Raw genomic sequence first — 24,738 nt, 5'->3', positions numbered from 1 at the left:
ATATTTAGCAAGTAAAGCGATTATTGTCTTTCAATCTTTTAGTCTTTCAGTCTTTCAATCCTTAAAAATTCCTCACCGCCATGTATTTCATCGAAGTTGTTTTACCACTTTCTTTAGCGCAAACTTTCACTTACGAAGTAAATGAAGCCGAATTTCATTACATCCAACCTGGATTTAGAGTCGCGGTTCCTTTTGGCAAAAGTAAAATTTATACGGCTTTAGTACTCGAAGTACACCAAAACAAACCTGAAAAATACGACGCAAAGGAAATTCATCAAATTCTTGATGAAAGGCCGATTGTTACGCAAACGCAAATCAAACATTGGCATTGGATTGCTTCCTATTATATGTGTGCCATCGGTGACGTATATCGTTCGGCCGTTCCTTCGGCATTGTTGCTTGAAAGTGAAACCATAATTACTCAAAAAAATACAGATTTCGTTTTAGAATCGTCACTTTCAGACGATGAATTTTTAGTGTATCAGGCGTTGCAACAACAATCGTCGTTAAAAATTCAAGACATCGTAGGTATTTTGAATAAGAAAAATGTGTTGCCTGTCATTAAGAAGTTGATTGAGAAAAATATCTTAATAGTGGAAGAAGAAGTCAACGAAAGTTATAAACCGAAACTTATTAAATATGTTCGACTCAATCCAACTTACAATTCAAGTGACGGATTAAACCAACTGTTGCAATTGTTGAAAAATGCTCAAAAACAACGAGAGATTGTGATGAGTTACTTTCAATTAATGGCATCGGAAAAAAGTAAACCTATTTCTGTAAAGCAATTATCGGAGAAAAGTGGCGCCACTTCAGCAGTTGTAAAAGCATTGGTCGAAAAAGAAATTTTTGAAGAATACGTGTTGCAGCACGACCGCGTTTCTTTCGCAGAAAATTTCAAATTAAATGAATTGGCCTTAAGTTCCGCACAAAATAAAGCATTGATCGAAATTCAAGAAACGTTCACCTCGCATGAAGTAACGCTTTTACATGGCGTAACTTCAAGTGGGAAAACAGAAATTTACATCAAGCTTATTGAGGAATTTCTTTTGCAAGACAAACAAGTGCTTTATTTATTACCTGAAATTGCTTTAACCACACAATTGGTTACGCGATTAACTGCTCATTTTGGCAATAAAGTGGCTGTTTTTCATTCTAAATATAACAATAACGAAAGAGTAGAAGTATGGTTGCAATCTTTGGAGCAATCAGATAAAGCCCAAATTATTATTGGAGCACGTTCGGCTTTATTTTTGCCATTTAACGATTTGGGATTAATAATTATTGACGAAGAACACGAACAAACCTTCAAACAATCCGATCCAGCTCCACGTTATCATGCTCGAGATGCGGCAATTGTTTTGGCTAATTTTCACAAAGCAAAGGTTCTGTTAGGTTCTGCAACGCCAAGTATAGAAACCTATTTCAATACTCAAAATAAAAAATACGGACTCGTAGAATTAACCGAACGATTTTCGAAAGTACAATTGCCAGAAGTGGAGTTAGTCGATTTAAAAGACAAGTATTTCCGCAAACAAATGCAAGGTCATTTCAGCGACACACTTGTAAATCAAATTTCGGACGCATTGGCTTTAGGCGAACAAATTATTTTATTTCAAAACCGTCGTGGTTATTCGCCATTGTTGGAGTGCATGACTTGTGGACACGTGCCGCAATGTATGCAATGTGATGTGAGCTTGACGTATCACAAACATAAAAACCAATTGCGTTGTCATTATTGTGGGTATTCAATGGCGAAACCAACGAATTGTCAAGCGTGTTCGAGCGTAGATTTAACCACAAAAGGCTTCGGAACGGAACAAATTCAACAAGAAGTGCAAGCGCTATTTCCATCTGCGAAAGTCGGTAGAATGGACCAAGATACGACGCGAGGAAAGTTTGGTTTTGAAAAAGTAATTGATACGTTTAAAAACCGTGAAGTTGATATTTTGGTTGGAACCCAAATGCTCGCAAAAGGCTTAGATTTTGATAATGTAAGTTTGGTTGGCGTTATGAATGCCGATAACATGCTTTTTCATCCGGATTTCCGAGCTTTTGAACGCAGTTTTCAAATGTTAATGCAAGTTTCCGGTAGAGCCGGACGCTCTGAAAAAAGAGGAAAAGTAATTATTCAAACGTATAATCCCAATCACAATACAATTCAACAAGTGACGAATAACGATTATTTCGGAATGTATAAGGAACAGTTGTACGACCGAAAAATCTATTTTTACCCACCTTATTTCAGGTTGATAAAAATTACCTTGAAACACAGAGATTACGACAAACTAAAAGAAGGTTCGAATTGGTTGTATCAAGTTATGAAGCAAAATTTACAAATTCCGGTTTTAGGTCCTGAAGAACCGGGAATCAATAGAATCAGGAATGAATATTTGCGGGTAATCTTGATTAAAATTCCCCAAAAAGAGAATTTAGGATTGGTAAAAGGAAAAATTTCGAAAATGCTAAATAGTTTTGAAGCGGTTGCGGTCTATCGGTCGATTAAAACAATTGTAAATGTCGATTTCTATTGAACTTCTTCGATTGCTTTTTTGAGTTCGTCTTTTTTAGTTCTGCTTAAAGGAACTTTAACCGTTCCGATTTCGATGAATTTACTGTTGAATTTGTCAATTTTATTCAAATTTACAATAAAGGATTTGTGAACGCGGAAGAACTTGTCTTGTGGTAAGTCGTTTTCAAAAGCTTTCATGGTAGAAAGAACCAAGTGGTTTTCGTCGTCTGTAATTACTTTTACATAATCACCATACGCTTCTACATAATTAATTCTTGCCGTAAAAACCTTCAATTTTTTAAGGTTACTTTTGATGAAAATATGTTCGTTATTTTCCATCGGTGCTTCAATTAACAAAAGCTGTTTGTTTAACGCTTTTTTCACGGAAGTGTCAAAACGTATCGTATTTATAGGTTTCTGAATATAATCTGTGGCTTCATAATCAAAAGCTTTTACCGCGTATTCGGGTTTTGAAGTAATGAAAATAACTTGCGGTTTAATCTTTAGCGTGTCGAGAAAGTCGAACCCATTGAGAATAGGCATTTCAACATCTAAGAAAAGTAAATCAACGGTATTATAGGATAGAAAATTTTTAGTTTCAACAGCATTGGAAAACTCACCTACTAATTTTAAGTTTTGATGGTTGGTTACCAGTTTGTTGACAATCATTCGCTGAATAGCACTGTCGTCTACAATTACACAACTCAATTTCATTGGTCTTTATGGATTGGGGTTTCGAATGAATAAAAGTAAGTTTTTTTTTAGTATAAAAAAATTTAGAGTACGTTATTTTGACCGTTTGTCGAATAAATTAGAAGTATAGTTGCAGAATAGAAATAATTCGTTACTTTTGCACCCAATTTTATAACAAATAAAATATACAATTATGAATCATTATGAGACTGTTTTCATCTTGAATCCCGTTTTATCTGACACACAGGTAAAGGAAACAGTAAGCAAATTCGAAGATTTTCTTACGAGTAGAGGAGCAGAGATGGTATCTAAAGAAGATTGGGGCCTGAAAAAAATGGCTTACGAAATTCAACACAAAAAAAGTGGTTTTTACCATTTATTGGAGTACAAAGTAGATGGAGAAATCTTGAAAGCTTTTGAAACTGAATTTAGACGTGATGAGAGAATCATGCGTTTCTTGACTGTAAGTCTTGACAAACACGCAATCTCTTGGGCGGAAAGAAGAAGAGCAAAAATTAAAGCATCTAAAGCGTAATTACTATGGCAACTTTACAACAATCAGCTTCAGGAAAAAAAGACGGAGATATCAGATATTTAACGCCTTTGAACATAGAAACGAACAAAACTAAAAAGTATTGTCGTTTCAAAAAATCAGGAATCAAATACATCGACTATAAAGATGCAGATTTCTTATTAAAATTCGTAAATGAGCAAGGAAAAATTCTTCCTCGTCGTTTAACAGGTACTTCTTTGAAATTCCAAAGAAAAGTGTCTGTAGCAGTAAAAAGAGCACGTCACTTGGCTTTAATGCCTTACGTAGCCGATTTACTTAAATAATAAATAAAAATTAATTTAGAGTTGTTGTCTCGTTGAGGTTCAACGAGACTAACTTCTATAAAAAAGGACAACAACATGGAACTTATATTAAAACAAGACGTTCAGAACGTAGGATTTAAAGATGATATCGTTACAGTAAAAGCTGGATACGGTCGTAACTTTTTAATTCCTCAAGGTTTTGCAACAATGGCAACAGCTTCAGCTAAAAAAGTATTAGCAGAAAACTTGCGTCAAAGAGCTCACAAAGAAGCTAAAGTAGTTGCAGATGCTAATGAATTAGCTGAAAAACTAAAAGCAGTTGAGATCAAAATTACTGCTAAAGCAGGTGGTGAAAAATTATTTGGTTCTGTAACCAATATTGACATCGCTCAGCATTTAGAAAAAGCAGGTCATTCAATTGACAGAAAATTCATCACTTCAGGAATTATCAAACGTACTGGAAAATATTCAGCTAGCGTAAGATTACACCGTGATGTAATTGTAGATTTACCTTTTGAAATCGTAGCGGAAAACAACTAATTGTTCCCGTTTAAGATATAAGAATCCCGATGAAAGTCGGGATTTTTTTTTAATCTGAATTTATTTCAGATTCTCAAAAGATTAAATATTTATAACTCTGCATCTTCGTAAATTGCACTACGAGATGCTGAAATAAATTCAGCATAAATGAAATACTCAAGACTTACAAAAGAACAATTTGATGAATTGCACCAAGAATTCATCAATTTTTTAGCTTCTCAATCCATTGATAAAGCGGAATGGGATTCCATTAAGCTAAATAAACCAGAAGTTGCTGAACAAGAATTAGATGTTTTTTCTGATTTGATTTGGGAAGGCGTACTTACAAAAGCAGTTTATTTAGAGCATTTTTCAAAACAACATATTTTTCTTTTTCGTGCCAATGAAGGAGGTGTCAATTCAATTGTGTTGAAAGTAATGGCGTCAGAAGTTGATTTTTTGACGAAAGAAGGTCTACAATGGTTGAGCGACAATATGTTTACTGAAAATGTTGAAATGAAAATTGGTAAAAAAGTGTTTGAAAAAGACAGGAATACGTCTTTGTTTGAATTGATTCAGCAAGGCGCTTTCTTGAGTGACGGACAATTATACCAGCAAATAAATCAAATTATCGAATCGTAAAAAGATTAAATTCTTAATAAGTTTTCGATAATAAATATTAGAGTTTTTTGGTCTCGCAAAGACGCCAAGTCGCAAAGCGTTATCTTTCACTTTGCGTCTTGGCGCCTTTGCGAGATAATTTTACTAGTCTTTCGTTTGACTTGTTAGAATTTAAAAGAAATTCATTAAAAAGAAATACGCGAAAAAAATTTGGAACTACATTGATTGTGTATTCGAGTTTAATATAAATTGGCTAAATTAGTGCTTTCATTTTTGCACTCATTTAGCCAATTTTTTTATGGATATTTCTCAACAAATTCAATCGTTACGAGACGAACTCAACTTACACAATTACAACTATTATGTGTTGGATAATGCGGTCATTTCTGATTACGACTTTGATGTCAAGTTGAAAGAATTGCAGGAGTTGGAAATAAAACATCCTGAATTTTTTGATGCTTCATCTCCAACCCAAAGAGTGGGTGGTACGATTACTAAAAACTTCAATACAGTCTTGCACCAAAACCGAATGTATTCGTTAGACAATTCATATTCAACTGAAGATATTTTAGATTGGGAAAATAGAATTAAAAAATTACTAGGCGAAATTCCACTCGAATATACGTGCGAATTAAAATACGACGGCGCTTCCATTTCAATCATTTACGAAAACGGTAAACTCAAACGAGCAGTAACTCGTGGCGATGGTTTTCAAGGCGATGAAGTTACTAATAATGTAAAGACAATTAAGTCGGTTCCTTTGCAATTGAAAGGTGATTATCCTGAGTTTTTTGAGATTCGTGGTGAAATTGTTTTGCCTTTAGCAGGTTTTGAAAAAATGAACCAAGACTTAATCGAAATTGGTGAAACTCCGTATTCGAATCCTAGAAATACGGCTTCTGGAAGTCTAAAATTGCAAGACAGTGCTGAAGTTTCGAAACGTCCGTTAGATTGTTTGCTTTATACTTTTATTGGTTCTGATGTGAAATTTAAAACACATTTCGAAAGTTTGCAAAAAGCGAGAAATTTTGGTTTCAAAGTGCCAAATGAAGCTAAATTGGTAAAAGACACAAAAGGTATTTTTGATTTTATCGAATACTGGAACATCCACAGACATGATTTGCCTTACGAAACGGATGGTGTCGTGATTAAAGTGAATAATTTACATTACCAAGATGAATTAGGTTTTACGGCAAAAGCACCTCGTTGGGCTGTTGCTTATAAATTTAAAGCCGAACAAGTCAGTACAATATTAGAATCCATTTCCTATCAAGTGGGAAGAACGGGAGCGATAACTCCTGTGGCAAATTTGCAAGCGGTACAACTTGCGGGAACGATTGTAAAACGGGCATCTTTACACAATGCAGATCAAATTGAAAAATTAGATATTCGGGTAAATGATACCGTTTTTGTTGAAAAAGGAGGTGAAATCATTCCTAAGATTATTGCTGTCGATTTAACTAGGCGTCCTGCAAATTCAGAACCTACAAAATACATTACGCATTGTCCCGAATGTCAAACTTTATTAGTTAGAAGTGAAGGCGAAGCAAATCATTATTGCCCAAATTTTTACGGTTGTCCTCCACAAATTATTGGTCGAATTCAGCATTTTATTTCGCGGAAAGCGATGGATATTGAAGGTTTGGGTGGCGAAACGGTAGCTTTGCTTTTTGAAAATAATTTGGTACAGAATTATGCCGATTTATATGATTTGAAAGTGGAGCAGTTACTTCCGTTGGAACGAATGGCTCAAAAATCAGCAGAGAATTTAGTGAATGGAGTGGAGGCTTCGAAACAAATTCCTTTTGAACGTGTTCTATATGCTTTGGGAATTCGATTTGTTGGCGAAACCGTTGCCAAAAAGTTGGCGAAGCATTATAAAAATATAGAAAATTTAAGTCAAGCAACATTAATGGAATTGGTATTAGTTGATGAAATTGGAGAGAAAATTGCGCAAAGTGTTTTAGAATATTTCAGTAATGCGGAAAATCGATTGATTATCGAACGACTAAAAAATTACGGTGTTCAATTAGAAACCGTAGAAATTATCAATCCAGATGCTACTGATATTTTAGCAGGAAAAACATTTGTGGTTTCTGGTGTTTTTACAATTTTTTCGCGTGACGAATTAAAAAAGAAAATCGAAGACAACGGCGGTAAAGTAGGAAATTCCATTTCAGCAAAAACCGATTTTGTAATTGCAGGAGATAATATGGGTCCGGCGAAATTAGAGAAAGCTACAAAGTTGAATGTGGCTATTATTTCAGAAAGTGATTTCGTTGAATTGTTAAATTAAAACTTTTTTGTCTCGCAAAGGCGCGAAGTCGAAAAGTAATAAAATGTGACACTATCATGAAAACAAATAATTATGATTAAATCTTTCACTACCGAAATATTCTATATTATATCGTCTTTTATCGTATTGTTACTTTTTAGCTTCTTTTATGGAATAGCTTTTCCCCTTGAACAATTAGCATTTAAACTATCGTATTCAAAAATGTCAGGGATTGAAAGCATACTGTATTTTTGGATAATTTTAATGTTTTTAATTACATTATTCAGGCAAATTACATTAAAGTTCAGAAGTTATTTTTCAAATTTAATTATAATTATTCTCGGCATTATACTTTTAATATTGTTTAATAATTTTATTCAAAATACTTCTTTCCAAAAGTTAACTGTAAAAGAAGGTTTGATGATTTATGAAAAAAAGACTTTAACCACAAGTTATATTAGTTTCAGAATTCTGCAATTATTAATTTTGATATTAGTGTTTTTTAGTAGTTATAAAATGTTTAAAAAAAGTAAAGTAGAGAACTGATTTTCTTTGCGTCTTCGCTCCCGAAACTTCAGGATTGCGAGATTTTAATTTTAAAAATAACCGTGAATTATACCACAATCGTCCGTCCTTCATGCGTTTTATTCTTATTATAATCAAAATAAAAATCAATTCTTCCCAAGTTAATCCCGTAGCAACCCACTTGATTTACTAAAGTTTGTTCGCCCATTTTATTCAGCACAATCGTTGGCTTTTCCAAAAATGTATGTGTGTGTCCACCAATAATTAAATCGATATCTTTTGTTTTCTTTGCTAAATTTAAATCAGAAATATTTTCAGGTGCGTTTTGGTAATGATAGCCAAGATGCGACAAGCAAATAATCAAATCGCATTTCTCTTCGTGTTTCAAAATGCGCGTCATTTCTTCGGCCGTTTCAATTGGATTGTTGTAAACAGTTTCTTGATACATTTTTTTGTCGACCAAACCTTCTAATTTAATTCCTAAACCGAAGACGCCAATTTTAATTCCGCCTTTATTGAAAACTTTGTAAGGTTTAACAATCTCATTTAAAATAGTGTTCTTGAAATCATAATTTGCAGAAACAAAATCAAATTTAGCATGCGGTAATTGAGCATAAAAACCTTCAATTCCGTTGTCGAAATCGTGATTTCCCATGGTTGCCAAATCGTATTTGAGCATACTCATTAATTTGAATTCCAATTCGCCCCCGTAATAGTTGAAATAAGGTGTTCCTTGAAAAATATCACCGGCATCAAGAAGCAATACATTTGGATTTTCCTTGCGAATACTATCGATCAAAGAAGCGCGTCGTGAAACACCGCCTTTATTTGGATTCCGTGAGTCATCAGCCGGAAACGGGTCGATATGACTGTGTACGTCGTTGGTATGTAAAATCGTCAAATGTTTAATGTCTGGTTTGCCAAAAGACATTAATGGTAAACTTGGTAATGCTAAAATTGCTGAACCTGTAGCTGTTTTTTGAATAAAATCTCTCCTCTTCATATTAATTTTCTTTAACGATTCTGATATCGGTTAATATTGGAATCGTGTCAACTTCTTTAAAATAATCAACCCAAACATTTCTTACTTTATAATCTAAATCAAATACTGCAGTCGATTTCTTGAAGAAATTCATATTGTCACCTCCATTATATAGATAATCATTCGTCGCAACATAATAGGTTTTCTGTAAATCTAATGGCTTGTTTTGAACCAAAATATTCTTTGCAACATTATTTTTATCGATTGTAAAAGTCAAACCTGCTAAAGGGTGAGGTGTTTTCTTTTCGATAATATAATTGACCATTTCTACAATTTGTTCACCTTTTAAAGCCACAACTACTAAGTTATTTTCGAAAGGCATTAATTCAAAAGCAGTTCGTGTTGTTATGTTTCCCTTGTTGATAATGGCACGAATTCCGCCATTGTTTAAAAGACAAATGTCTACGCTTTTATTTTCTCGCATTTGGAAAATTTTATTCGAACTTGCTAACGTAACTGTTGATTGCAGATTGCCAATTTTAGTTTGCCACATTCCTTTTTTGTCAATACTTTCAGGAGCATACGCTAATACGGTATTTAAATCGTCGTCAATATGTTTGCGGTAAGGAGCTATAAAATCTTCAATAGATTGGGTTTGCGAAAAGCTTTCCGTAACAGGAATTTGTTTGCCTTCTATTTTATCGACATAGAGTTTTTTTTCAGCACACGAAAGCAACGTGAAAACTGTTAAGATTAAAACAAAATAGCGAGATAAAGCATTATACTTTTTTAGATTTACCATCTCAAATTATACTTATTTAATTAAATTTGTAAATTGAAGTAAAAGTACTATGTTTTTAGATTTTTTGAAGAAATTTTTATTAAAAAGAAAGTTAAAAAAGGCTTTTGGAATCTTTACCGACAGTTTTTCATCTGATAAAATTAAAACGGTGGGATTGGTGATTGATGAAACCTATTTTAGTGGTAAAGAACAATTACTACAGGAATTGAAAGCAAAAGGAATTGAAGAACAGTCAATTACTTTACTTTTGTATCACGATAAAAACAAAAAGAGAGACGTAAACTTTACTTCTTTCAGTTTAAAAAGCGTAAGTTGGTCAGGAGCGATTGGCGACCAAGAAATTGTAGATTTTAAAGCCAAGAACTTTGATTTGCTGATTAGTTATTATGATGTGGAAAAAGCGCCACTTTTATTGGTAACACAACGTTCAAAAGCGACGTTTAAAGTTGGCTTTTCAAATATTGACAAAAGAGTCAATCATTTTATGATACAAACGACAGTCGAAAATAGCGCTGTTTTTATCGAAGAATTATTTAAATACCTAAAAATCCTAAATAAAATATAATTATGCAATCATTTGTTGGAACGGGAGTGGCACTTGTAACTCCATTTAAAAAAGATTTTTCTGTTGACGTTCAGGCATTAGAAAAAATTGTAAATCACGTTATCGAAGGTGGTGTAGAATATTTAGTAGTTTTAGGAACTACCGGAGAACCTGCAACTTTGAATGCTGAAGAAAAAGAATTAGTAATTGACACGATTATTAAGGCTAATAATAAACGTTTGCCACTTGTTTTAGGCGTAGGAGGAAACAACACAATGCAATTGGTGGATGAATTGAAAACGAGAGATTTCTCTGCATTTGCTGCTATATTGTCTGTTTCTCCGTATTACAATAAACCGACTCAAGAAGGGATTTACCAGCATTTTAGCGCTATTGCAAAAGCTTCGCCGGTTCCTGTGATTTTATATAATGTTCCAGGAAGAACAGCAAGTAATATGTTGCCGTCAACGGTTTTACGATTGGCACATGAGTTTTCAAATGTGGTTGCCATTAAAGAAGCAGCTGGGGATATTGTTCAAGCGATGAAGATAATTCAAGGCAAACCTGAAAATTTCCACGTGATCTCTGGTGACGATATGATCACATTGCCAATGGTTTTAGCAGGTGGTTCGGGCGTTATTTCTGTAATTGGAGAAGGTTTTCCAAAGGAATTCTCGCAAATGGTTCGCTTGGGGTTAGAAAGAAAAGTAGACCAAGCGTACGCTTTGCATTATAAAATTGCAAACGCAACAGATATGATTTTTGAGCAAGGAAATCCTGCTGGAATCAAACAAGTTTTTAAAGCATTAGGTTTAGCAGAAAATACAGTTCGTTTGCCGTTAGTGGCTGTAAATGAAGATTTAGCAAACCGACTAAATGAATATACTAAAAATATTTAATACAAAATTATGTTATCAAATACGATTCAAGAAGCCTTAAATAGGCAGATTAGTGTAGAAGGAAATTCATCTCAAATTTATTTGGCGATGGCGTCTTGGGCAGAAGTACAGGGCTTTGAAGGGATTTCTACCTTTATGTATGCTCAATCAGACGAAGAAAGAATGCACATGTTGAAGTTGGTTAAATACGTCAACCAAAGAGGTGGTGAAGCAAAAATTTCTGCAACAGTTGAGCCAACTTTAGATTTGTCAAATTATAAAATTTTGTTCAAGCAGTTGCTTATTCACGAAGAAAAAGTTTCGGAAAGTATCAATGAATTGGTTGGAATTACTTTAGATGAAAGAGATTATGCGACTCATAACTTCTTACAATGGTATGTTTCTGAACAAATTGAAGAAGAGGCAAATGCACGGTATATTTTAGATAAAATCAATTTGATTGGTGACGACAAAGGTGGATTGTATCTTTTTGACAATGAAATGAAGAACTTCACAAGCCCAATTCCAGCTGTAAAGTAATTCTAAAACACGACGATTTCAGAATTGTTTTTCAGTTGCTTTTTGCATGAAATTAGTACTGAAAAAAATATTTTGTAGTCCATAATTAATGATTAACTTTGCCGGCTATGTTTCGGCAATTCGTATTTGGGTTTAACGACCTAATTCGCAGTCAAGAAACTTTTATTTTTAAAATGAAAAAAACACTTTCAATACTCTTACTTGTTCTGATTTTTACCTCTTGTGGCGAATATCAAAAAGCTTTAAAAACCGATGAAATTGGTGTGAAATATGATGTTGCTACCAAGCAATATGATAGCGGAAAGTACGCTAAAGCGATTCGTCTATTTGAGCAAATCGCACCTTCGTACAGAGGGCGTCCACAAGCTGAAAAAATGTTTTACATGTATGCTCAGTCGTACTTTAAGACAAAACAGTATTACTCAGCAGGATACCAATTCGAGAGTTTTGTGTCGAGTTATCCCAAAAGTGAAAAGGTAGAAGAAGCCAGTTATTTAGCGGCTTTAAGTTATTCGAAGCTTTCGCCAAGATACAGTTTGGATCAAGTGGATACGTATAAAGCGATTGATAAATTACAATCGTTCATCAATAATTACCCAACTTCACCGTTTTTAGCGGAAGCGAATGTTATTGTTAAAGATTTACGCGAAAAACTAGAGAAAAAATCGTTTGAAATTGCAAAGCAGTACAATACGATTTCAGATCACAAAGCGGCTGTAGTGGTATTAGATAACTTTGTTACCGATTTTCCGGGAACGAAATATAAAGAACAAGCGTTGTATTACAAGTTGGATTCTTCCTATAAACTAGCAATAAATAGTATTGATAGTAAAAAACAGGAACGATTGACCAATGCAAAAACAGCTTATTTGAACTTGGTAAAATTCAATCCCAGTTCAGAGTTTAAAGAAGAATCGGACCAGATGTTGGATCGAATAGAAAAAGAATTAAAACAAATTTCAAATAAATAATAAGGTCATGGATTTAAAAAAGACGAATGCTCCAGTAAACACAATTACGTATAATAAATCGTTAATTGAGCAGCCTACTGGAAATGTGTATGAAGCAATCACAATTATGGCTAAAAGAGCAAACCAAATCAATTCTGAAATTAAAAAAGAATTAACTGAAAAGTTAGAGGAATTTGCTACTTACAACGACAGTTTGGAAGAAATTTTTGAAAATAAAGAACAAATTGAAGTATCTAAATTTTACGAAAAATTACCAAAACCGCATGCATTAGCAGTTCAAGAATGGTTAGACGATAAAATCTACCATAGAGACGCAACTACTAAATAATATATTAGATGTCGGTTTTAAGCGGAAAAAAAATAGTGCTGGGCGTTTCTGGTGGAATTGCCGCTTATAAAACTGCTCCATTAGTCCGACTTTTTATAAAAGCAGGTGCCGAGGTTCAAGTAATCATGACGCCTGCTTCTAAAGATTTTGTCACTCCTTTGACCTTATCGACACTTTCAAAAAATCCCGTTTATTCTACTTTTTACAACGAAGAAGACGAGAATGCATCGTGGAACAATCATGTTGAAATTGGTCTGTGGGCTGATTTAATGGTTATTGCTCCCGCTACTGCAAATACGATGTCTAAAATGGCAAACGGAACTTGCGATAACCTCTTGTTAGCTACGTATCTTTCTGCAAAATGTCCCGTTTATTTTGCGCCAGCAATGGATTTAGATATGTACAAACATCCTTCTACTTTAGCAAGTTTTTCAAAGTTACAATCCTTCGGAAATATACTAATTCCTGCTGAAAGAGGCGAATTAGCAAGCGGTCTTTCGGGTGAAGGAAGAATGGCCGAACCTGAAAATATCGTTTCTTTTATTGAAAATGATCTGGCAGGAAAACTTCCGTTACGTGGAAAGAAAATACTAATTACGGCCGGTCCTACTTATGAAGCAATTGATCCGGTGCGATTTATTGGAAATCATTCGTCGGGAAAAATGGGTTTTGAAATTGCGAATGAGGCTGCGAAACTTGGAGCTGAAGTTACTTTGATTTCAGGACCTTCTCATTTAAATGTTTCACAGAAATCCATCAATTTAATTCGCGTAATTTCTGCTCAGGAAATGTATGAAGCTTGTCATCAATATTTTGAAAACACAGATGTTGCTATTGCAGCGGCTGCAGTTGCGGATTACCGACCAAAAAATGTCGCTTCACAGAAAATAAAAAAGGTAGAAAGTAGTTTTAATATTGAGATGGAACGAACTAAAGATATTTTAGCTTCTCTAGGTGAAATCAAGAAAAATCAGTTTTTAATAGGTTTTGCTTTGGAAACCGAAAATGAAATTGAAAATGCAAAGGCAAAAATTCAGAAAAAAAACTTAGATTTGATTGTTCTGAATTCTTTGCAAGACGACGGTGCTGGTTTTGGAACGCCAACCAATAAAGTAACGTTTATTGATAAAAATTTCACAATCGAACCTATGGATTTAAAATCGAAAGGAAAGGTTGCTCAAGATATTTTAAACAAGGTAATAGCCCATTATAATGACTAAACTTTTTTCTATTATTGCGATTTTTCTTTGCATCAGCGTTCAATCTCAAGAATTGAATTGCGTGGTAAAGGTCAATTCGCAAAGCTTGACAAACAGCAATCAATCGGTTTTTAAAACGCTTGAGAGTGCACTAACTGATTTTATAAATAAAACAAAGTGGACCAATAAGAAGTTTAAACAAAACGAGAAAATTGACTGCAGCGTCTTCATCAATGTCACAAGTTATGGTTCGGACCAGTTTGTAGCGACTTTGCAAGTAGGTTCTTCTCGTCCAACTTTTAATTCAAGCTATATTTCCCCTGTTTTAAATTACAACGATAAAGATTTTAGCTTTAGATATGTTGAATATGAGAATCTTAACTTCAATCCAAATAGCTTTGATTCTAATCTAATTTCGGCTCTTGCTTATTACGTTTACGTGATTATTGGTTTAGACGCCGACACTTTTGACTACAATTCTGGTAAAGAATTTTATGAGAAAGCACAAGAAATTGTAAATGTCGCACAACAAAGCAGCTACAAAGGCTGGAGTCAAAATGACGGTGGTAGCCAAAACCGTTTTTTCCTGGTAAATGATTTAATGTCGGGAACGTACGATCCGATCAAATTGGTTCTTTACAACTACCACCGAAACGGTATGGATTTAATGAGCGACGATGTTACTAAAGGGAAAGAAGGCGTAAAGCGGGCTTTGATGGATTTAGAAAAAATTCATGCTGTTCGCCCAAATGCTTTTTTAACGCGTTTGTTTTTTGATGCAAAGTCAGATGAAATTACTTCTGTTTTTTCGGGTGGACCCCAAATTAATAGTGCTGATTTAGTAGACAATCTAAATCGAATTTCGCCATTGAATGCTTCTAAATGGGCTGGAATCAAATTTTAAAATTAAATTGTTTTTTGCGCTTTAAAGAATAATTTAGAATTCGACTTTAACGACTAAAATGCTACAATGCTAACTTCACTTTCCATTAAAAACTTTGCCTTAATAGAAAAGCTTTCTATTGAATTTGAAAATGGTTTTACCACAATTACCGGTGAAACTGGTGCGGGAAAGTCCATTCTTTTAGGCGCTTTAGGCTTGGTTCTTGGAAAAAGAGCCGATTTAACTTCACTTAAAAATAAAGAAGAAAAATGCGTAATTGAAGCGCAGTTTTCTATTTCTAAATATAATTTACAGTCTTTTTTTGAAAGTCATGATTTCGATTATGACGCATTTACAATTATTCGTAGGGAAATTCTTCCATCGGGGAAATCGCGTGCGTTTGTAAACGACAGTCCGGTAAATGTTTCTGATTTGCAGGAATTGGGTGTTTATCTAATTGATATTCATTCGCAACAGCAAACACAAGAGTTATCAGACGAAAAAATTCAATTTGAAATCATTGATGCAATTGCTGAAAATGGAGATTTATTGGACGAATATTCTTTGCTTTTAAAAACGTATAAGTCGAACAAAAGTGAATTGCAAAAGCAACGCGAAGCGTATTCAAATGCACAAAAGGAACAGGATTACAATACTTTTCTATTAAACGAATTAGTTGAAGCGAAGTTGGTTTCAGGTTCGCAAGAGGATTTGGAAGAACAATTTCAACAATTGAACAACGTCGAGTTTATCAAAGAGAATTTAGAGAAATCATTGTCTTTGGCAGAAGGAGAACAATTTGGCGTAAGCCAAAGTTTAAAAGAAATCCGAACTTCTTTACAGAAAATTTCTAATCTAACTACCGAATATAATGCAATTTCAGAGCGAGCAAATTCGGTTTTAATTGAATTTGAAGATATTGTTTCGGAAATTAATACTTTGGCAGAACAATTAGTAAATGATCCAGAGCAATTAGAATTGCTGAATCAGAAATTACAATTGATTTATTCACTACAGAAAAAGCACCAAGTCAATACTGTTGAGCAATTGATATCCATTCAATCTGGATTGGAAAGTAAAGCATTTGCTGTTCAGGATTTAGAAGATGCGATTGCAAAGTTGGAAACAGCTTTGGAAAACAACGAAAAGGATTTAGATAAAGTCGCATTGCATTTGCATCAAAGAAGACAAAAAGCAATTCCTGTTTTGGCTGAAAAGCTTGTTGGTTATTTAGTGCAATTGGGAATGCCAAATTCGCAGTTTGATATTCAGCTTTCGCCAAAGGAAAACTATTTCACAAACGGAAAAGATGAATTGCAATTTTTATTTTCGGCGAATAAAGGCGTTGGTTTTGGTTTGTTGAAAAAAGTAGCTTCGGGAGGAGAAATGTCTCGAATCATGCTGGCTGTGAAAGCAGTTTTGGCACAATATTCAAAATTACCTACGATTATTTTTGACGAAATTGACACAGGAGTTTCAGGAGAAATTGCAAATAAAATGGCTTTCATTATGGAAGAAATGAGTGCGAATATGCAAGTGTTTTCAATCACACATTTACCACAAATTGCCGCTCGCGGAAAACAACACTACAAAGTTTTTAAAGAAACGATTGACAATCAAACGCAATCGCAAATTATACGTTTGACGCACGAGCAACGCGTTCAAGAATTAGCCGAAATGATTGCAGGAAAGGACCTTTCTGAAGCGGCCATAAATCATGCTAAAACCTTGCTTAACTAATATTTTGAATTATATTTGCCTTACCTAATAAACAAAAACGAATCTTATGATTATAGAACCAAGAATGAGAGGATTTATTTGCACGACAGCACATCCTGATGGAGCAGCTGGAAATGTAAAACAGCAAATAGACTATGTAAAATCTAAAGGGAAAATTGACGGTCCAAAACGTGTTTTGGTCATTGGTTCTTCAACAGGTTTTGGATTAGCTTCTCGAATCACAAGCGCTTTTGGATCGGACGCTTCTACGGTAGGTGTTTTCTTTGAAAAACCACCGGCGGAAGGAAAAACGGCATCTGCTGGTTGGTACAACACGGCTGCTTTTGAAAAAGAAGCAAAAAGTGCAGGATTGTATGCAAAGAGTATTAACGGTGATGCATTTTCTGACGAAATTAAAGAGCAGACATTGGCTTTAATTAAAAAAGATTTAGGACAAATTGACCTAATCATATACAGTTTGGCTTCGCCAGTTCGTACACATCCTAAAACGGGAGTGATGCATCGTTCTGTTTTGAAACCAATTGGAGAAAAATTTACTAACAACACAGTTGATTTTCACACAGGAAAAGTTTCAGAAGTAAGTATCGAACCTTGTTCAGGTGATGATATCGAAAATACCGTTATTGTAATGGGAGGTGAAGATTGGAAAATGTGGATGGATGCCTTGAAAAAAGAAAATCTATTGGCAGAAGGAGCGATGACTGTTGCTTATTCATACATTGGATCTTCATTGACAGAAGCAGTTTACAGAAACGGAACAATTGGAAAAGCAAAAGATGATTTAGAAGCTACGGCATTTACAATCACAAAAGACCTTTCTGATATTGGCGGAAAAGCGTATGTTTCTGTGAATAAAGCATTGGTAACGCAAGCGAGTTCGGCAATTCCTGTTATTCCGTTGTATATTTCTTTGTTGTACAAAACGATGAAGGCGAAAGGAATTCACGAAGGATGTATTGAGCAAATCCAACGTTTATTTCAAGACCGATTGTTTTCTGGGAAAGATGTTCCAATAGATGAAAAAGGTCGTATTCGTATTGACGACTGGGAAATGCGCGACGATGTTCAAGCTGAAGTAGAGAAGTTATGGAATGAAGTTACTTCTGAAAATTTAGCGGAGCTAGGAGATTTAGAAGGATATAGAACTGAATTTTACAGATTATTTGGTTTTGATGTAGATGGCGTTGATTATGCCAAAGACACAGATGAACTTGTTCAGATCGAGAGTATAAAATAGTAGTATTATAAAGTTGATTAAAATCCAGACGAAAGTCTGGATTTTTTTTTTTGGTCTACATGGAAAGAAAATTTTTATTCAAAAAGCGTTTTTTTTTATTCAGTAAAAATTATTGACTCAGTATAAATATACAGTTGGTATAATCGGTTAAGGATGTCCGTGGGAAAATTTAATACGTTTTTGCCTAGTTGTAACAATTGTAAAAATTTTTGTTATATATGTCAATTTGGAGTTGTTTGGACTCTTAAAAGCCAAAATCTTAACATTTGAATTTTTTTCTCTTGAAAAATTATGGCTATTTTAGCAACATATTAACATTAAACTATTTTTTTATTATGAAAAAAATTACCTTATCACTAGTCTTCCTCTTGGCCATGGTCATGAGCGGCTACGGACAAGTTTCTTATCAGTATGGATGGGAACCCACCGGACTCGGATCTTGGACCAGTACTGGTTTTTCTAGATCGACAGTGACTCCTTGTTTGCAAACAGCATCCGTACGGGTAAATGCTTATGAGTTTTCACCTAATCATTCTATTACTTCTCCTAGTTTAGGAACATCAAATGGAGGAGTAGTTGCATTGAATTTTGATTACAAGGTTATAAATTATTCTGGCGGTGCTGGAACTCCGGCTAATCAGTTGGAAATTATAACTGAATGGTCAAATAGCGTTACGGGACCATGGAATTTAGTTGGTACAATCGATGAGAACAGTCATACTGTATCTAATACTTGTGCTACAATGACTTTTAATTTCTCTGCAACGGCAGGAAGTTTATTTATTAGATTTAAAGCAAATTCAATTAATGGAGGAGATTCCTACTTTTATATTGACAATGTAATTGCTGAGCAAGGTGCTCCACCGTCTTGTGTTTCTCCAACAGCTCTTACTGCTTCTGCTGTTACAAATTCTACTGCAACGATTAGTTGGACAGCACCAACTGTTGCACCAACTTTAGGATACAAATATTACGTTTCCACATCGAATACAACTCCAGCGCTTACAGAAGGTGTTGCAGCTGCAGGATTAACTGCTGATTTGACTTCTTTATTGGATAATACTAAATATTATTTATGGGTTCGTAGCTTGTGTACGTCAAGTGACGAAAGTGTATGGGCTGGACCGGTTACTTTTAAAACTACTTGTGTTAGTTTTCCAATTCCATTTGTAGAAAATTTCAACTCAGATTCTGACACTAAAGGTTGTTGGACGGTTATAAATGCAAATAATGATGCAATTCTATGGAATACGAGTTACACAAGTAACCCTATCAATGGTGATCAGTCAGCGGTTATAACTACAGATTATGCTGCAGGTGCGAACGACGATTGGTTGATTAGTCCGAAAATAACTTTGACAGGTAATGAAAGATTGAAATTTAAATATAAAGCACAGTCTTCTTTTGAGCCTAATGATTTCATGGTAAAATTGTCAACTACTGGTAATACTCCAGCTGATTTCACGACAGTTTTAATGCCTTTAACAGAAGTTTCAAGTATAGAGGCACTTACTAAAACAATTTCCTTAACAAGTTATACAGGTGATGTTTTTGTTGCTTTTCACGTTCCACCAGGAGGTTTAGATGGATACAGATTGTTTATTGATGACGTTGAGGTTGAACCAACACCTTCTACAGCTCCAGGATGTATTCAAGATATGAATACGGTTACAAATGTTGGTTGCGGGAATTCACCAACAACTTTTACATGGGGTGCTATTGCTGGAATAGATGGTTACAAGGTGACGATCGGAACTTCTATATCAGATGATTTTAGTACTGTAACTGATATTGTTGAAGGACAGAATAATAAAGACATCGGAAACGTTTTAACGTACTCATTTGTAGGAAATCCTAACACAACTTATTATTACGTTGTTAAGCCTTTTGCAGGTGATTTAACAGCAGTAGATTGTTATATTGATAATTTTACTACAGATTTAGTGGGATGTTATTGTCCTTCTGTTCCAACTTCTAGTGATGGTACAGGTGTAACTAACGTACAGGTGAATAGTTTCAGTCAAGCAGTTGCGGATGTAACTTATACAAGTTTTGTTGAAAACGGTCCTATTGATATCACTCGAGGTGTAAATACAGTTATGAATTTAACCATGGCTACGGGTTACAGATATTATACAAATATTTGGATTGACTACAATAACAATTACACTTTTGAACCATCAGAATTGGTTTACACGGGTCAAGCGCCAAATAATACAGTACCTAGTATCGTAGAGACTACATTTATGACATCTTTGACGGCAAATTTAGGTCAACATAGAATGAGATCAATTTCTACTTATTCTAATATTACGCCTGCGAATCCTTGCTACAGTAGTTATGATGGTGTAACCATTGACTATTTGGTGAATGTACTTGAAGCGCCAACTTGTTTGCCTCCAACTGCTAGTTCAGTAACTAATATTACTTCTACTGGAGCAACGTTAAACTGGGTTTCTACTGGAACTACTTTTAAAGTAGAATATGGTGAGCTAGGTTTTGTACAAGGTTCCGCTTCTGGAACTATCATTGATCCAATTACTGGTAATTCTACAACGCTATCAAATTTAAGTTCTCAGGCAGATTACTCTTACTACATTCAAACAGTTTGTGGAACGTCAAATCTAAGTCCGTGGACAGGTCCATTTACATTTAGAACGGGTTGTGCAAGTTTTGGTGATTTCACAGAAGATTTTACTACAACAACAACGATTCCAGCACCTGAATGTTGGTACACATTGAAAAATGCTGTAAATACAAACCCAAGTGTACAAGTGTATTACTACAATGGTTATGCATCATTCAGTAATTCAAATGACGCAGCAGCAGCATTGTATATGGTGACTCCATCACTAACAGCTTTGCCGGCGAATACACATAGAATTAAATTTAAAGCTTATGGACCTACTGGTACAAGTTTAATTGTAGGAACAATGACTGATCCTGCTAATGAAAGTACATTTACAGCAGTTCAAGCAATTCAATTGACAACAAGTTTTGCAGATTATGCAGTTGCATTTATGGGTTCAACGACTGATCAGCATGTTGCTTTCAAGTTTGTTGGTACTGCGACTTATCAAACTGTGAATCTTGACGATGTAGTTTGGGAACCAACTCCTGCATGTGCCGATATTTATGTAGTTTCTTTTAATGGTGCAACTCCAACTACGGCAGATATATCATGGGCACCAGGTGGTGGAGAGGTAGCATGGCAATATGCTTATGCTTTGTCAACTACTACAAGCCCTGCTGGTTTACCATTATTTGATGTTACAACAGCATCAGCAACAATTATTGATTTACAGCCAAGTAGCACATATAAAGTATGGGTTAGAGCGGTTTGTGGTGCTGATTTCGGTAACTGGTCTCCAGCTAAAACAATCATTACAGCGTGTTTACCAGTAACTACATTTCCATGGACAGAAGGTTTCGAAAGTTTAACTACTGTAGGATCTAATTCATTTCCTCCATGTTGGTTTAAGGAAAATGGCGATTTTAGTACTTCAAATACAGGAACTACAACGTTCACTACTCCACGAAATGGAAATAACTATTTAAGAAACTTGTATGCTGCGGAAAATGAATACATGTGGACTCCAGGATTTGAATTAACTGCGGGTGTAAGTTATGACTTCAGTTTTTTCATGCAAGGTGACGGATATACTTCTTGGAATGTTGATGTGTTTCAAAACACAATCCAAAGCAGTGTTGGCGCTACCCAATTGGGAGGCACAACTTCTCCAGGAGGTCCAGACGCAACAGTTGTTCAGCCTTACCAATTAATTAGCAATACAATCGTTCCTGCAACAAGTGGTATCTACTACTTTGCAGTTAGAGTGCATGATCCTAGTTTCAGTCCATATTCTATTGGGTTTGATGATTTCAGATTGGAGCCAACTCCAACTTGTGTTGCACCTGCAGCACCAACAGCTACTGATGTAACAATCACTACAGCTACTATGAATTGGACAGCAACAACGCCAGCTCCGTCAGGTGGTTACGATTATTTCTATACTGCTGATTTAGTGATGACTCCAAATGCAACAACTGAGCCTTCAGGTACAGTTTTAGCAGGTGTTACTACAGCAAGTTTAACTGGTTTAGTAGGTTCTACTACCTATAAAATCTACGTTAGAAGTATTTGTGGTACGAATGATAAAAGTTCTTGGTCTTATGCAGGTACATTTACATCAAGTTGTATAAATGCAACATTACCTTATACAATCGATTTCGAAAATGCTGTAGTGCCAAACCTACCTCTTTGTACGTACAACCAGAATATGGGTACAGGTGCAAACTGGAAAACATCTGCTGCTCCAGGATACGGTTTTGATACGAAAGTATTGCGCTATGACTATACTGGCTCAGCTGCGAATACATGGTTTTACACAAACACAGTTACTTTGACTGCAGGAACAAACTATAGCATCGCATACCAGTACGGAAATAATATTTCAAGTACTTGGTCTGAGAAATTAAGAGTGTCTTACGGTGCGACTGCAAATGCTGCAGCAATGACGACAGAACTTGCAGATCATCCATCTATCGGTCAAGGTACGTTACAATCAAATTCAGTTACATTTACTCCACCAACAACTGGTGATTATGTATTCGGGTTTAACGTTTATTCAGATGAAGAACAGTACTACTTGTTTGTTGATAACATCGTAATTCAAGAAGCGTTAGGAACTACTGACTTTGATAACAATACATTTACAGCGTATCCAAACCCTGTAAAAGATGTTCTTAATGTAAGTTTTACTCAAAACATTTCAAATGTTGCGGTTTATAATCTTTTAGGACAGCAAGTTCTATCTGTAAACATGAATGCAAACAAAGGTCAAGTTGATATGTCAACATTAGCTACTGGAACTTACTTAGTAAAAGTGAATTCTGAGAACGGTGTAAAAACAATCAAAGTGATTAAAGAATAAATTTTAAAATTTCTTTAAATTTATAAGCCACCTTCGGGTGGCTTTTTTTTTTAAGCTTATATTTGTTAAAATTTAAAGCATGTTTTTCTCTTTAATTATTCCAGTGTACAACCGTCCAGACGAGATTGACGAATTGCTGAGCAGTTTACTTTTGATGGATTTTGATAAAGATTTCGAGGTTGTAATCATCGAAGATGGTTCCTCGCTAAGCTGTGAAGCTGTGGTGCGATCTTTTAATTCAAAACTGAATATTAGTTATTACTTTAAAGAAAACTCAGGCCCTGGTGATTCTCGTAATTTTGGAATGAAAAAAGCAAAAGGCGATTATTTTATCATATTTGATTCCGACTGCATTATTCCTCCAAATTATTTATTGGAAGTTGAAAAAGCATTGCTCCTGAATTACGTAGACTGTTTTGGTGGTCCTGACAAAGCACTAGATAGTTTTTCAGATGTGCAAAAAGCAATCAATTTTGCGATGACTTCTTTTATTACAACAGGTGGAATCAGAGGTGGGTCAGAACAAATCACTAAATTTCAGCCTCGGAGTTTTAATATGGGACTATCAAAAAAAGCATTTGAAGCTTCTGGTGGTTTTGGAAAAATTCATCCAGGAGAAGATCCAGATTTATCCATACGACTTTGGAATTTGGGTTTTGAAACAAAGCTATTTCCCGAAGCCTACGTGTATCACAAACGAAGAATAGATTGGTCCAAATTCTACAAACAAGTGAATAAGTTTGGTAAAGCAAGACCAATTTTGAATCATTGGTATCCGAAGTATTCAAAAATTACATTTTACTTTCCTACCATTTTTTTAATTGGAATTTTAATAGCAATTGCCACTGCTTTTTTTAAAAACTACATTTTGCTCCTCATTTTCTCAACGTATATTGAATTACTATTTATTGTAGCACTTCTGCAAACCAGGAGTTTTAAGATTGGTCTACTCGCAGTTTTAGCAACACTAATTCAGTTTTACGGGTATGGAATCGGTTTCTTAAAGTCGATGATTTTAGTTCAGGTATTCAAAAAGAAACCTCAAAAAGCATTTCCAGAACTTTTTTTTTAATAATAAATGATGACAAAAATTGTTGGATTGACAGGCGGTATTGGTAGCGGAAAAACAACCGTCGCTAAAATGTTTGAAAAATTAGGCGTTCCAATTTATATTGCTGACATGGAAGCCAAAGCGATAACGGATAAAAAATCGACTTTAAAATTGATTGCAGAAGAATTCGGTCCGTCAGTTATTGAAGATGGTAAATTAAATCGAGCAGCAATGGCGAAAATAGTTTTTAGCAATCCTGAGAAATTAGATCTACTCAACAAAATTATCCATCCCTTGGTCGCTCAACATTTCAAAGAATGGCTCAGTCAGCATGAAAAAGCAATTTTTGTAATCAAAGAAACCGCAATTTTATTCGAGACAAACAGCCATCTTGCCTGTGATTATGTAATAACGGTTTCTGCACCTGTTGATTTGAGGGTGTCGCGCGTTAAGAATAGAGACAATAGTTCCGATGAAGAAATTAATAATCGCATCAAAAATCAGTGGACGGACGACAAAAGAATTGCCTTAAGTGATTTTGTTATTGAAAATATTAATTTAGAGTCAACATCTCAGCAAGTATCTAAAATTTATAACGAAATCGTAAATTATTCGCTATAAATATTTAGATGTTAATGTTTGGTTAATATATTTATAGGACAAATGTTAAAATGTTAATTTTGTTGAT

At 34.8% G+C, this 24,738-nt stretch carries 21 protein-coding genes; 18 read left to right on the top strand and 3 right to left on the bottom strand.

Features of this window, described 5'->3' with window-relative positions; genetic code table 11:
- Nucleotides 1–80: 80 nt before the first annotated feature.
- Complete coding sequence (gene priA, locus YWA_RS0109230; protein WP_022828233.1) at nucleotides 81–2,534, top strand: replication restart helicase PriA; 2,454 nt, start codon at nucleotides 81–83, stop codon at nucleotides 2,532–2,534.
- Here priA and YWA_RS0109225 read toward each other — a convergent pair.
- The gene (locus tag YWA_RS0109225; protein ID WP_022828232.1) at nucleotides 2,528–3,226 is read right to left on the bottom strand and encodes a LytR/AlgR family response regulator transcription factor; all 699 of its coding nucleotides are present in this window, start codon (nucleotides 3,224–3,226) and stop codon (nucleotides 2,528–2,530) included. The two genes, priA and YWA_RS0109225, sit on opposite strands and share 7 nt — an antisense overlap.
- A gap of 172 nt (nucleotides 3,227–3,398) precedes the next feature.
- Between YWA_RS0109225 and rpsF the strand changes: the two genes are divergently transcribed.
- The 5 genes from rpsF to ligA all read left to right on the top strand — a co-directional run bounded on the left by rpsF (nucleotide 3,399) and on the right by ligA (nucleotide 7,457).
- Nucleotides 3,399–3,740, top strand: a complete 342-nt coding sequence (rpsF, locus tag YWA_RS0109220) for a 30S ribosomal protein S6 (RefSeq protein ID WP_022828231.1) — start codon at nucleotides 3,399–3,401, stop codon at nucleotides 3,738–3,740.
- Between the two features lie 5 nt (nucleotides 3,741–3,745).
- The gene (gene rpsR, locus YWA_RS0109215; protein ID WP_022828230.1) at nucleotides 3,746–4,042 is read left to right on the top strand and encodes a 30S ribosomal protein S18; all 297 of its coding nucleotides are present in this window, start codon (nucleotides 3,746–3,748) and stop codon (nucleotides 4,040–4,042) included.
- A gap of 75 nt (nucleotides 4,043–4,117) precedes the next feature.
- Nucleotides 4,118–4,561, top strand: a complete 444-nt coding sequence (gene rplI, locus YWA_RS0109210) for a 50S ribosomal protein L9 (RefSeq protein ID WP_022828229.1) — start codon at nucleotides 4,118–4,120, stop codon at nucleotides 4,559–4,561.
- A 147-nt stretch (nucleotides 4,562–4,708) separates the two neighbouring features.
- Nucleotides 4,709–5,182 carry a DUF6495 family protein gene (locus tag YWA_RS0109205; protein WP_022828228.1) on the top strand — a complete coding sequence of 158 codons (474 nt, stop codon included), beginning with the start codon at nucleotides 4,709–4,711 and terminating at the stop codon, nucleotides 5,180–5,182.
- 277 nt (nucleotides 5,183–5,459) lie between these two features.
- Nucleotides 5,460–7,457, top strand: a complete 1,998-nt coding sequence (gene ligA, locus YWA_RS0109195; protein ID WP_022828226.1) for an NAD-dependent DNA ligase LigA — start codon at nucleotides 5,460–5,462, stop codon at nucleotides 7,455–7,457.
- Between the two features lie 592 nt (nucleotides 7,458–8,049).
- Here the strand turns inward: ligA and YWA_RS0109185 are convergent.
- Nucleotides 8,050–8,964, bottom strand: a complete 915-nt coding sequence (locus YWA_RS0109185) for a bifunctional metallophosphatase/5'-nucleotidase (RefSeq protein WP_022828224.1) — start codon at nucleotides 8,962–8,964, stop codon at nucleotides 8,050–8,052.
- A gap of 1 nt (nucleotide 8,965) precedes the next feature.
- A complete protein-coding gene (locus tag YWA_RS0109180) occupies nucleotides 8,966–9,745 on the bottom strand; it encodes a 5'-nucleotidase C-terminal domain-containing protein (protein ID WP_022828223.1) in 780 nt (259 codons plus the stop codon).
- 49 nt (nucleotides 9,746–9,794) lie between these two features.
- Between YWA_RS0109180 and YWA_RS0109175 the strand changes: the two genes are divergently transcribed.
- From YWA_RS0109175 to coaE, 12 genes are all read left to right on the top strand, one after another.
- Nucleotides 9,795–10,310: a DUF6913 domain-containing protein gene (locus YWA_RS0109175; protein WP_022828222.1), complete on the top strand. Its 516-nt coding sequence runs from the start codon at nucleotides 9,795–9,797 to the stop codon at nucleotides 10,308–10,310.
- Between the two features lie 2 nt (nucleotides 10,311–10,312).
- Nucleotides 10,313–11,188 carry a 4-hydroxy-tetrahydrodipicolinate synthase gene (gene dapA / locus YWA_RS0109170; protein ID WP_022828221.1) on the top strand — a complete coding sequence of 292 codons (876 nt, stop codon included), beginning with the start codon at nucleotides 10,313–10,315 and terminating at the stop codon, nucleotides 11,186–11,188.
- Between the two features lie 9 nt (nucleotides 11,189–11,197).
- Nucleotides 11,198–11,707 (top strand): ferritin, encoded by a 510-nt coding sequence (locus YWA_RS0109165; protein WP_022828220.1) that lies wholly within the window; start codon nucleotides 11,198–11,200, stop codon nucleotides 11,705–11,707.
- Nucleotides 11,708–11,880: 173 nt separating this feature from the next.
- Nucleotides 11,881–12,678 carry an outer membrane protein assembly factor BamD gene (locus YWA_RS0109160; protein ID WP_026718703.1) on the top strand — a complete coding sequence of 266 codons (798 nt, stop codon included), beginning with the start codon at nucleotides 11,881–11,883 and terminating at the stop codon, nucleotides 12,676–12,678.
- Nucleotides 12,679–12,685: 7 nt separating this feature from the next.
- Nucleotides 12,686–13,006, top strand: a complete 321-nt coding sequence (locus YWA_RS0109155) for a DNA-directed RNA polymerase subunit omega (RefSeq protein WP_022828218.1) — start codon at nucleotides 12,686–12,688, stop codon at nucleotides 13,004–13,006.
- Between the two features lie 8 nt (nucleotides 13,007–13,014).
- On the top strand, nucleotides 13,015–14,226 hold the full coding sequence (gene coaBC / locus YWA_RS0109150) for a bifunctional phosphopantothenoylcysteine decarboxylase/phosphopantothenate--cysteine ligase CoaBC (protein ID WP_022828217.1): 1,212 nt from the start codon (nucleotides 13,015–13,017) through the stop codon (nucleotides 14,224–14,226).
- A complete protein-coding gene (gene porD / locus YWA_RS0109145) occupies nucleotides 14,219–15,109 on the top strand; it encodes a type IX secretion system protein PorD (protein WP_022828216.1) in 891 nt (296 codons plus the stop codon). Before coaBC ends, porD begins: the two co-directional genes overlap by 8 nt.
- Nucleotides 15,110–15,175: 66 nt before the next feature.
- Nucleotides 15,176–16,828: a DNA repair protein RecN gene (recN, locus tag YWA_RS0109140; protein WP_022828215.1), complete on the top strand. Its 1,653-nt coding sequence runs from the start codon at nucleotides 15,176–15,178 to the stop codon at nucleotides 16,826–16,828.
- 46 nt (nucleotides 16,829–16,874) lie between these two features.
- The gene (gene fabV, locus YWA_RS0109135; protein WP_022828214.1) at nucleotides 16,875–18,065 is read left to right on the top strand and encodes an enoyl-ACP reductase FabV; all 1,191 of its coding nucleotides are present in this window, start codon (nucleotides 16,875–16,877) and stop codon (nucleotides 18,063–18,065) included.
- 335 nt (nucleotides 18,066–18,400) lie between these two features.
- Nucleotides 18,401–22,999, top strand: a complete 4,599-nt coding sequence (locus YWA_RS0109130) for a T9SS-dependent choice-of-anchor J family protein (protein ID WP_022828213.1) — start codon at nucleotides 18,401–18,403, stop codon at nucleotides 22,997–22,999.
- A gap of 79 nt (nucleotides 23,000–23,078) precedes the next feature.
- Nucleotides 23,079–24,071, top strand: coding sequence for a glycosyltransferase (locus tag YWA_RS0109125; RefSeq protein ID WP_022828212.1), 993 nt, complete (start codon nucleotides 23,079–23,081; stop codon nucleotides 24,069–24,071).
- 6 nt (nucleotides 24,072–24,077) lie between these two features.
- Nucleotides 24,078–24,671, top strand: a complete 594-nt coding sequence (coaE, locus tag YWA_RS0109120; protein ID WP_051126935.1) for a dephospho-CoA kinase — start codon at nucleotides 24,078–24,080, stop codon at nucleotides 24,669–24,671.
- The last annotated feature ends 67 nt before the right edge of the window (nucleotides 24,672–24,738 follow it).

Origin of the sequence: Flavobacterium antarcticum DSM 19726 (genome assembly GCF_000419685.1) — a bacterium.
GTDB classification, from domain to species: domain Bacteria; phylum Bacteroidota; class Bacteroidia; order Flavobacteriales; family Flavobacteriaceae; genus Flavobacterium; species Flavobacterium antarcticum.
Note: the sequence above shows the minus strand (reverse complement) of the source record. Positions and strands in the feature narration are given on the sequence as shown.

What these genes read in the sequence shown, in the direction of transcription:
- ligA (WP_022828226.1), top strand. Translation starts at nt 5,460, where the DNA reads ATGGATATTTCTCAACAAATTCAATCGTTACGAGACGAACTCAACTTA.
- coaE (WP_051126935.1), top strand. Translation starts at nt 24,078, where the DNA reads ATGATGACAAAAATTGTTGGATTGACAGGCGGTATTGGTAGCGGAAAA.
- YWA_RS0109205 (WP_022828228.1), top strand. Translation starts at nt 4,709, where the DNA reads ATGAAATACTCAAGACTTACAAAAGAACAATTTGATGAATTGCACCAA.
- recN (WP_022828215.1), top strand. Translation starts at nt 15,176, where the DNA reads ATGCTAACTTCACTTTCCATTAAAAACTTTGCCTTAATAGAAAAGCTT.
- YWA_RS0109165 (WP_022828220.1), top strand. Translation starts at nt 11,198, where the DNA reads ATGTTATCAAATACGATTCAAGAAGCCTTAAATAGGCAGATTAGTGTA.
- YWA_RS0109175 (WP_022828222.1), top strand. Translation starts at nt 9,795, where the DNA reads ATGTTTTTAGATTTTTTGAAGAAATTTTTATTAAAAAGAAAGTTAAAA.
- dapA (WP_022828221.1), top strand. Translation starts at nt 10,313, where the DNA reads ATGCAATCATTTGTTGGAACGGGAGTGGCACTTGTAACTCCATTTAAA.
- YWA_RS0109160 (WP_026718703.1), top strand. Translation starts at nt 11,881, where the DNA reads ATGAAAAAAACACTTTCAATACTCTTACTTGTTCTGATTTTTACCTCT.
- priA (WP_022828233.1), top strand. Translation starts at nt 81, where the DNA reads ATGTATTTCATCGAAGTTGTTTTACCACTTTCTTTAGCGCAAACTTTC.
- YWA_RS0109125 (WP_022828212.1), top strand. Translation starts at nt 23,079, where the DNA reads ATGTTTTTCTCTTTAATTATTCCAGTGTACAACCGTCCAGACGAGATT.
- YWA_RS0109180 (WP_022828223.1), bottom strand. Translation starts at nt 9,745, where the DNA reads ATGGTAAATCTAAAAAAGTATAATGCTTTATCTCGCTATTTTGTTTTA.
- rpsR (WP_022828230.1), top strand. Translation starts at nt 3,746, where the DNA reads ATGGCAACTTTACAACAATCAGCTTCAGGAAAAAAAGACGGAGATATC.
- YWA_RS0109130 (WP_022828213.1), top strand. Translation starts at nt 18,401, where the DNA reads ATGAAAAAAATTACCTTATCACTAGTCTTCCTCTTGGCCATGGTCATG.
- YWA_RS0109185 (WP_022828224.1), bottom strand. Translation starts at nt 8,964, where the DNA reads ATGAAGAGGAGAGATTTTATTCAAAAAACAGCTACAGGTTCAGCAATT.
- rplI (WP_022828229.1), top strand. Translation starts at nt 4,118, where the DNA reads ATGGAACTTATATTAAAACAAGACGTTCAGAACGTAGGATTTAAAGAT.
- porD (WP_022828216.1), top strand. Translation starts at nt 14,219, where the DNA reads ATGACTAAACTTTTTTCTATTATTGCGATTTTTCTTTGCATCAGCGTT.
- rpsF (WP_022828231.1), top strand. Translation starts at nt 3,399, where the DNA reads ATGAATCATTATGAGACTGTTTTCATCTTGAATCCCGTTTTATCTGAC.
- YWA_RS0109155 (WP_022828218.1), top strand. Translation starts at nt 12,686, where the DNA reads ATGGATTTAAAAAAGACGAATGCTCCAGTAAACACAATTACGTATAAT.
- YWA_RS0109225 (WP_022828232.1), bottom strand. Translation starts at nt 3,226, where the DNA reads ATGAAATTGAGTTGTGTAATTGTAGACGACAGTGCTATTCAGCGAATG.
- coaBC (WP_022828217.1), top strand. Translation starts at nt 13,015, where the DNA reads ATGTCGGTTTTAAGCGGAAAAAAAATAGTGCTGGGCGTTTCTGGTGGA.
- fabV (WP_022828214.1), top strand. Translation starts at nt 16,875, where the DNA reads ATGATTATAGAACCAAGAATGAGAGGATTTATTTGCACGACAGCACAT.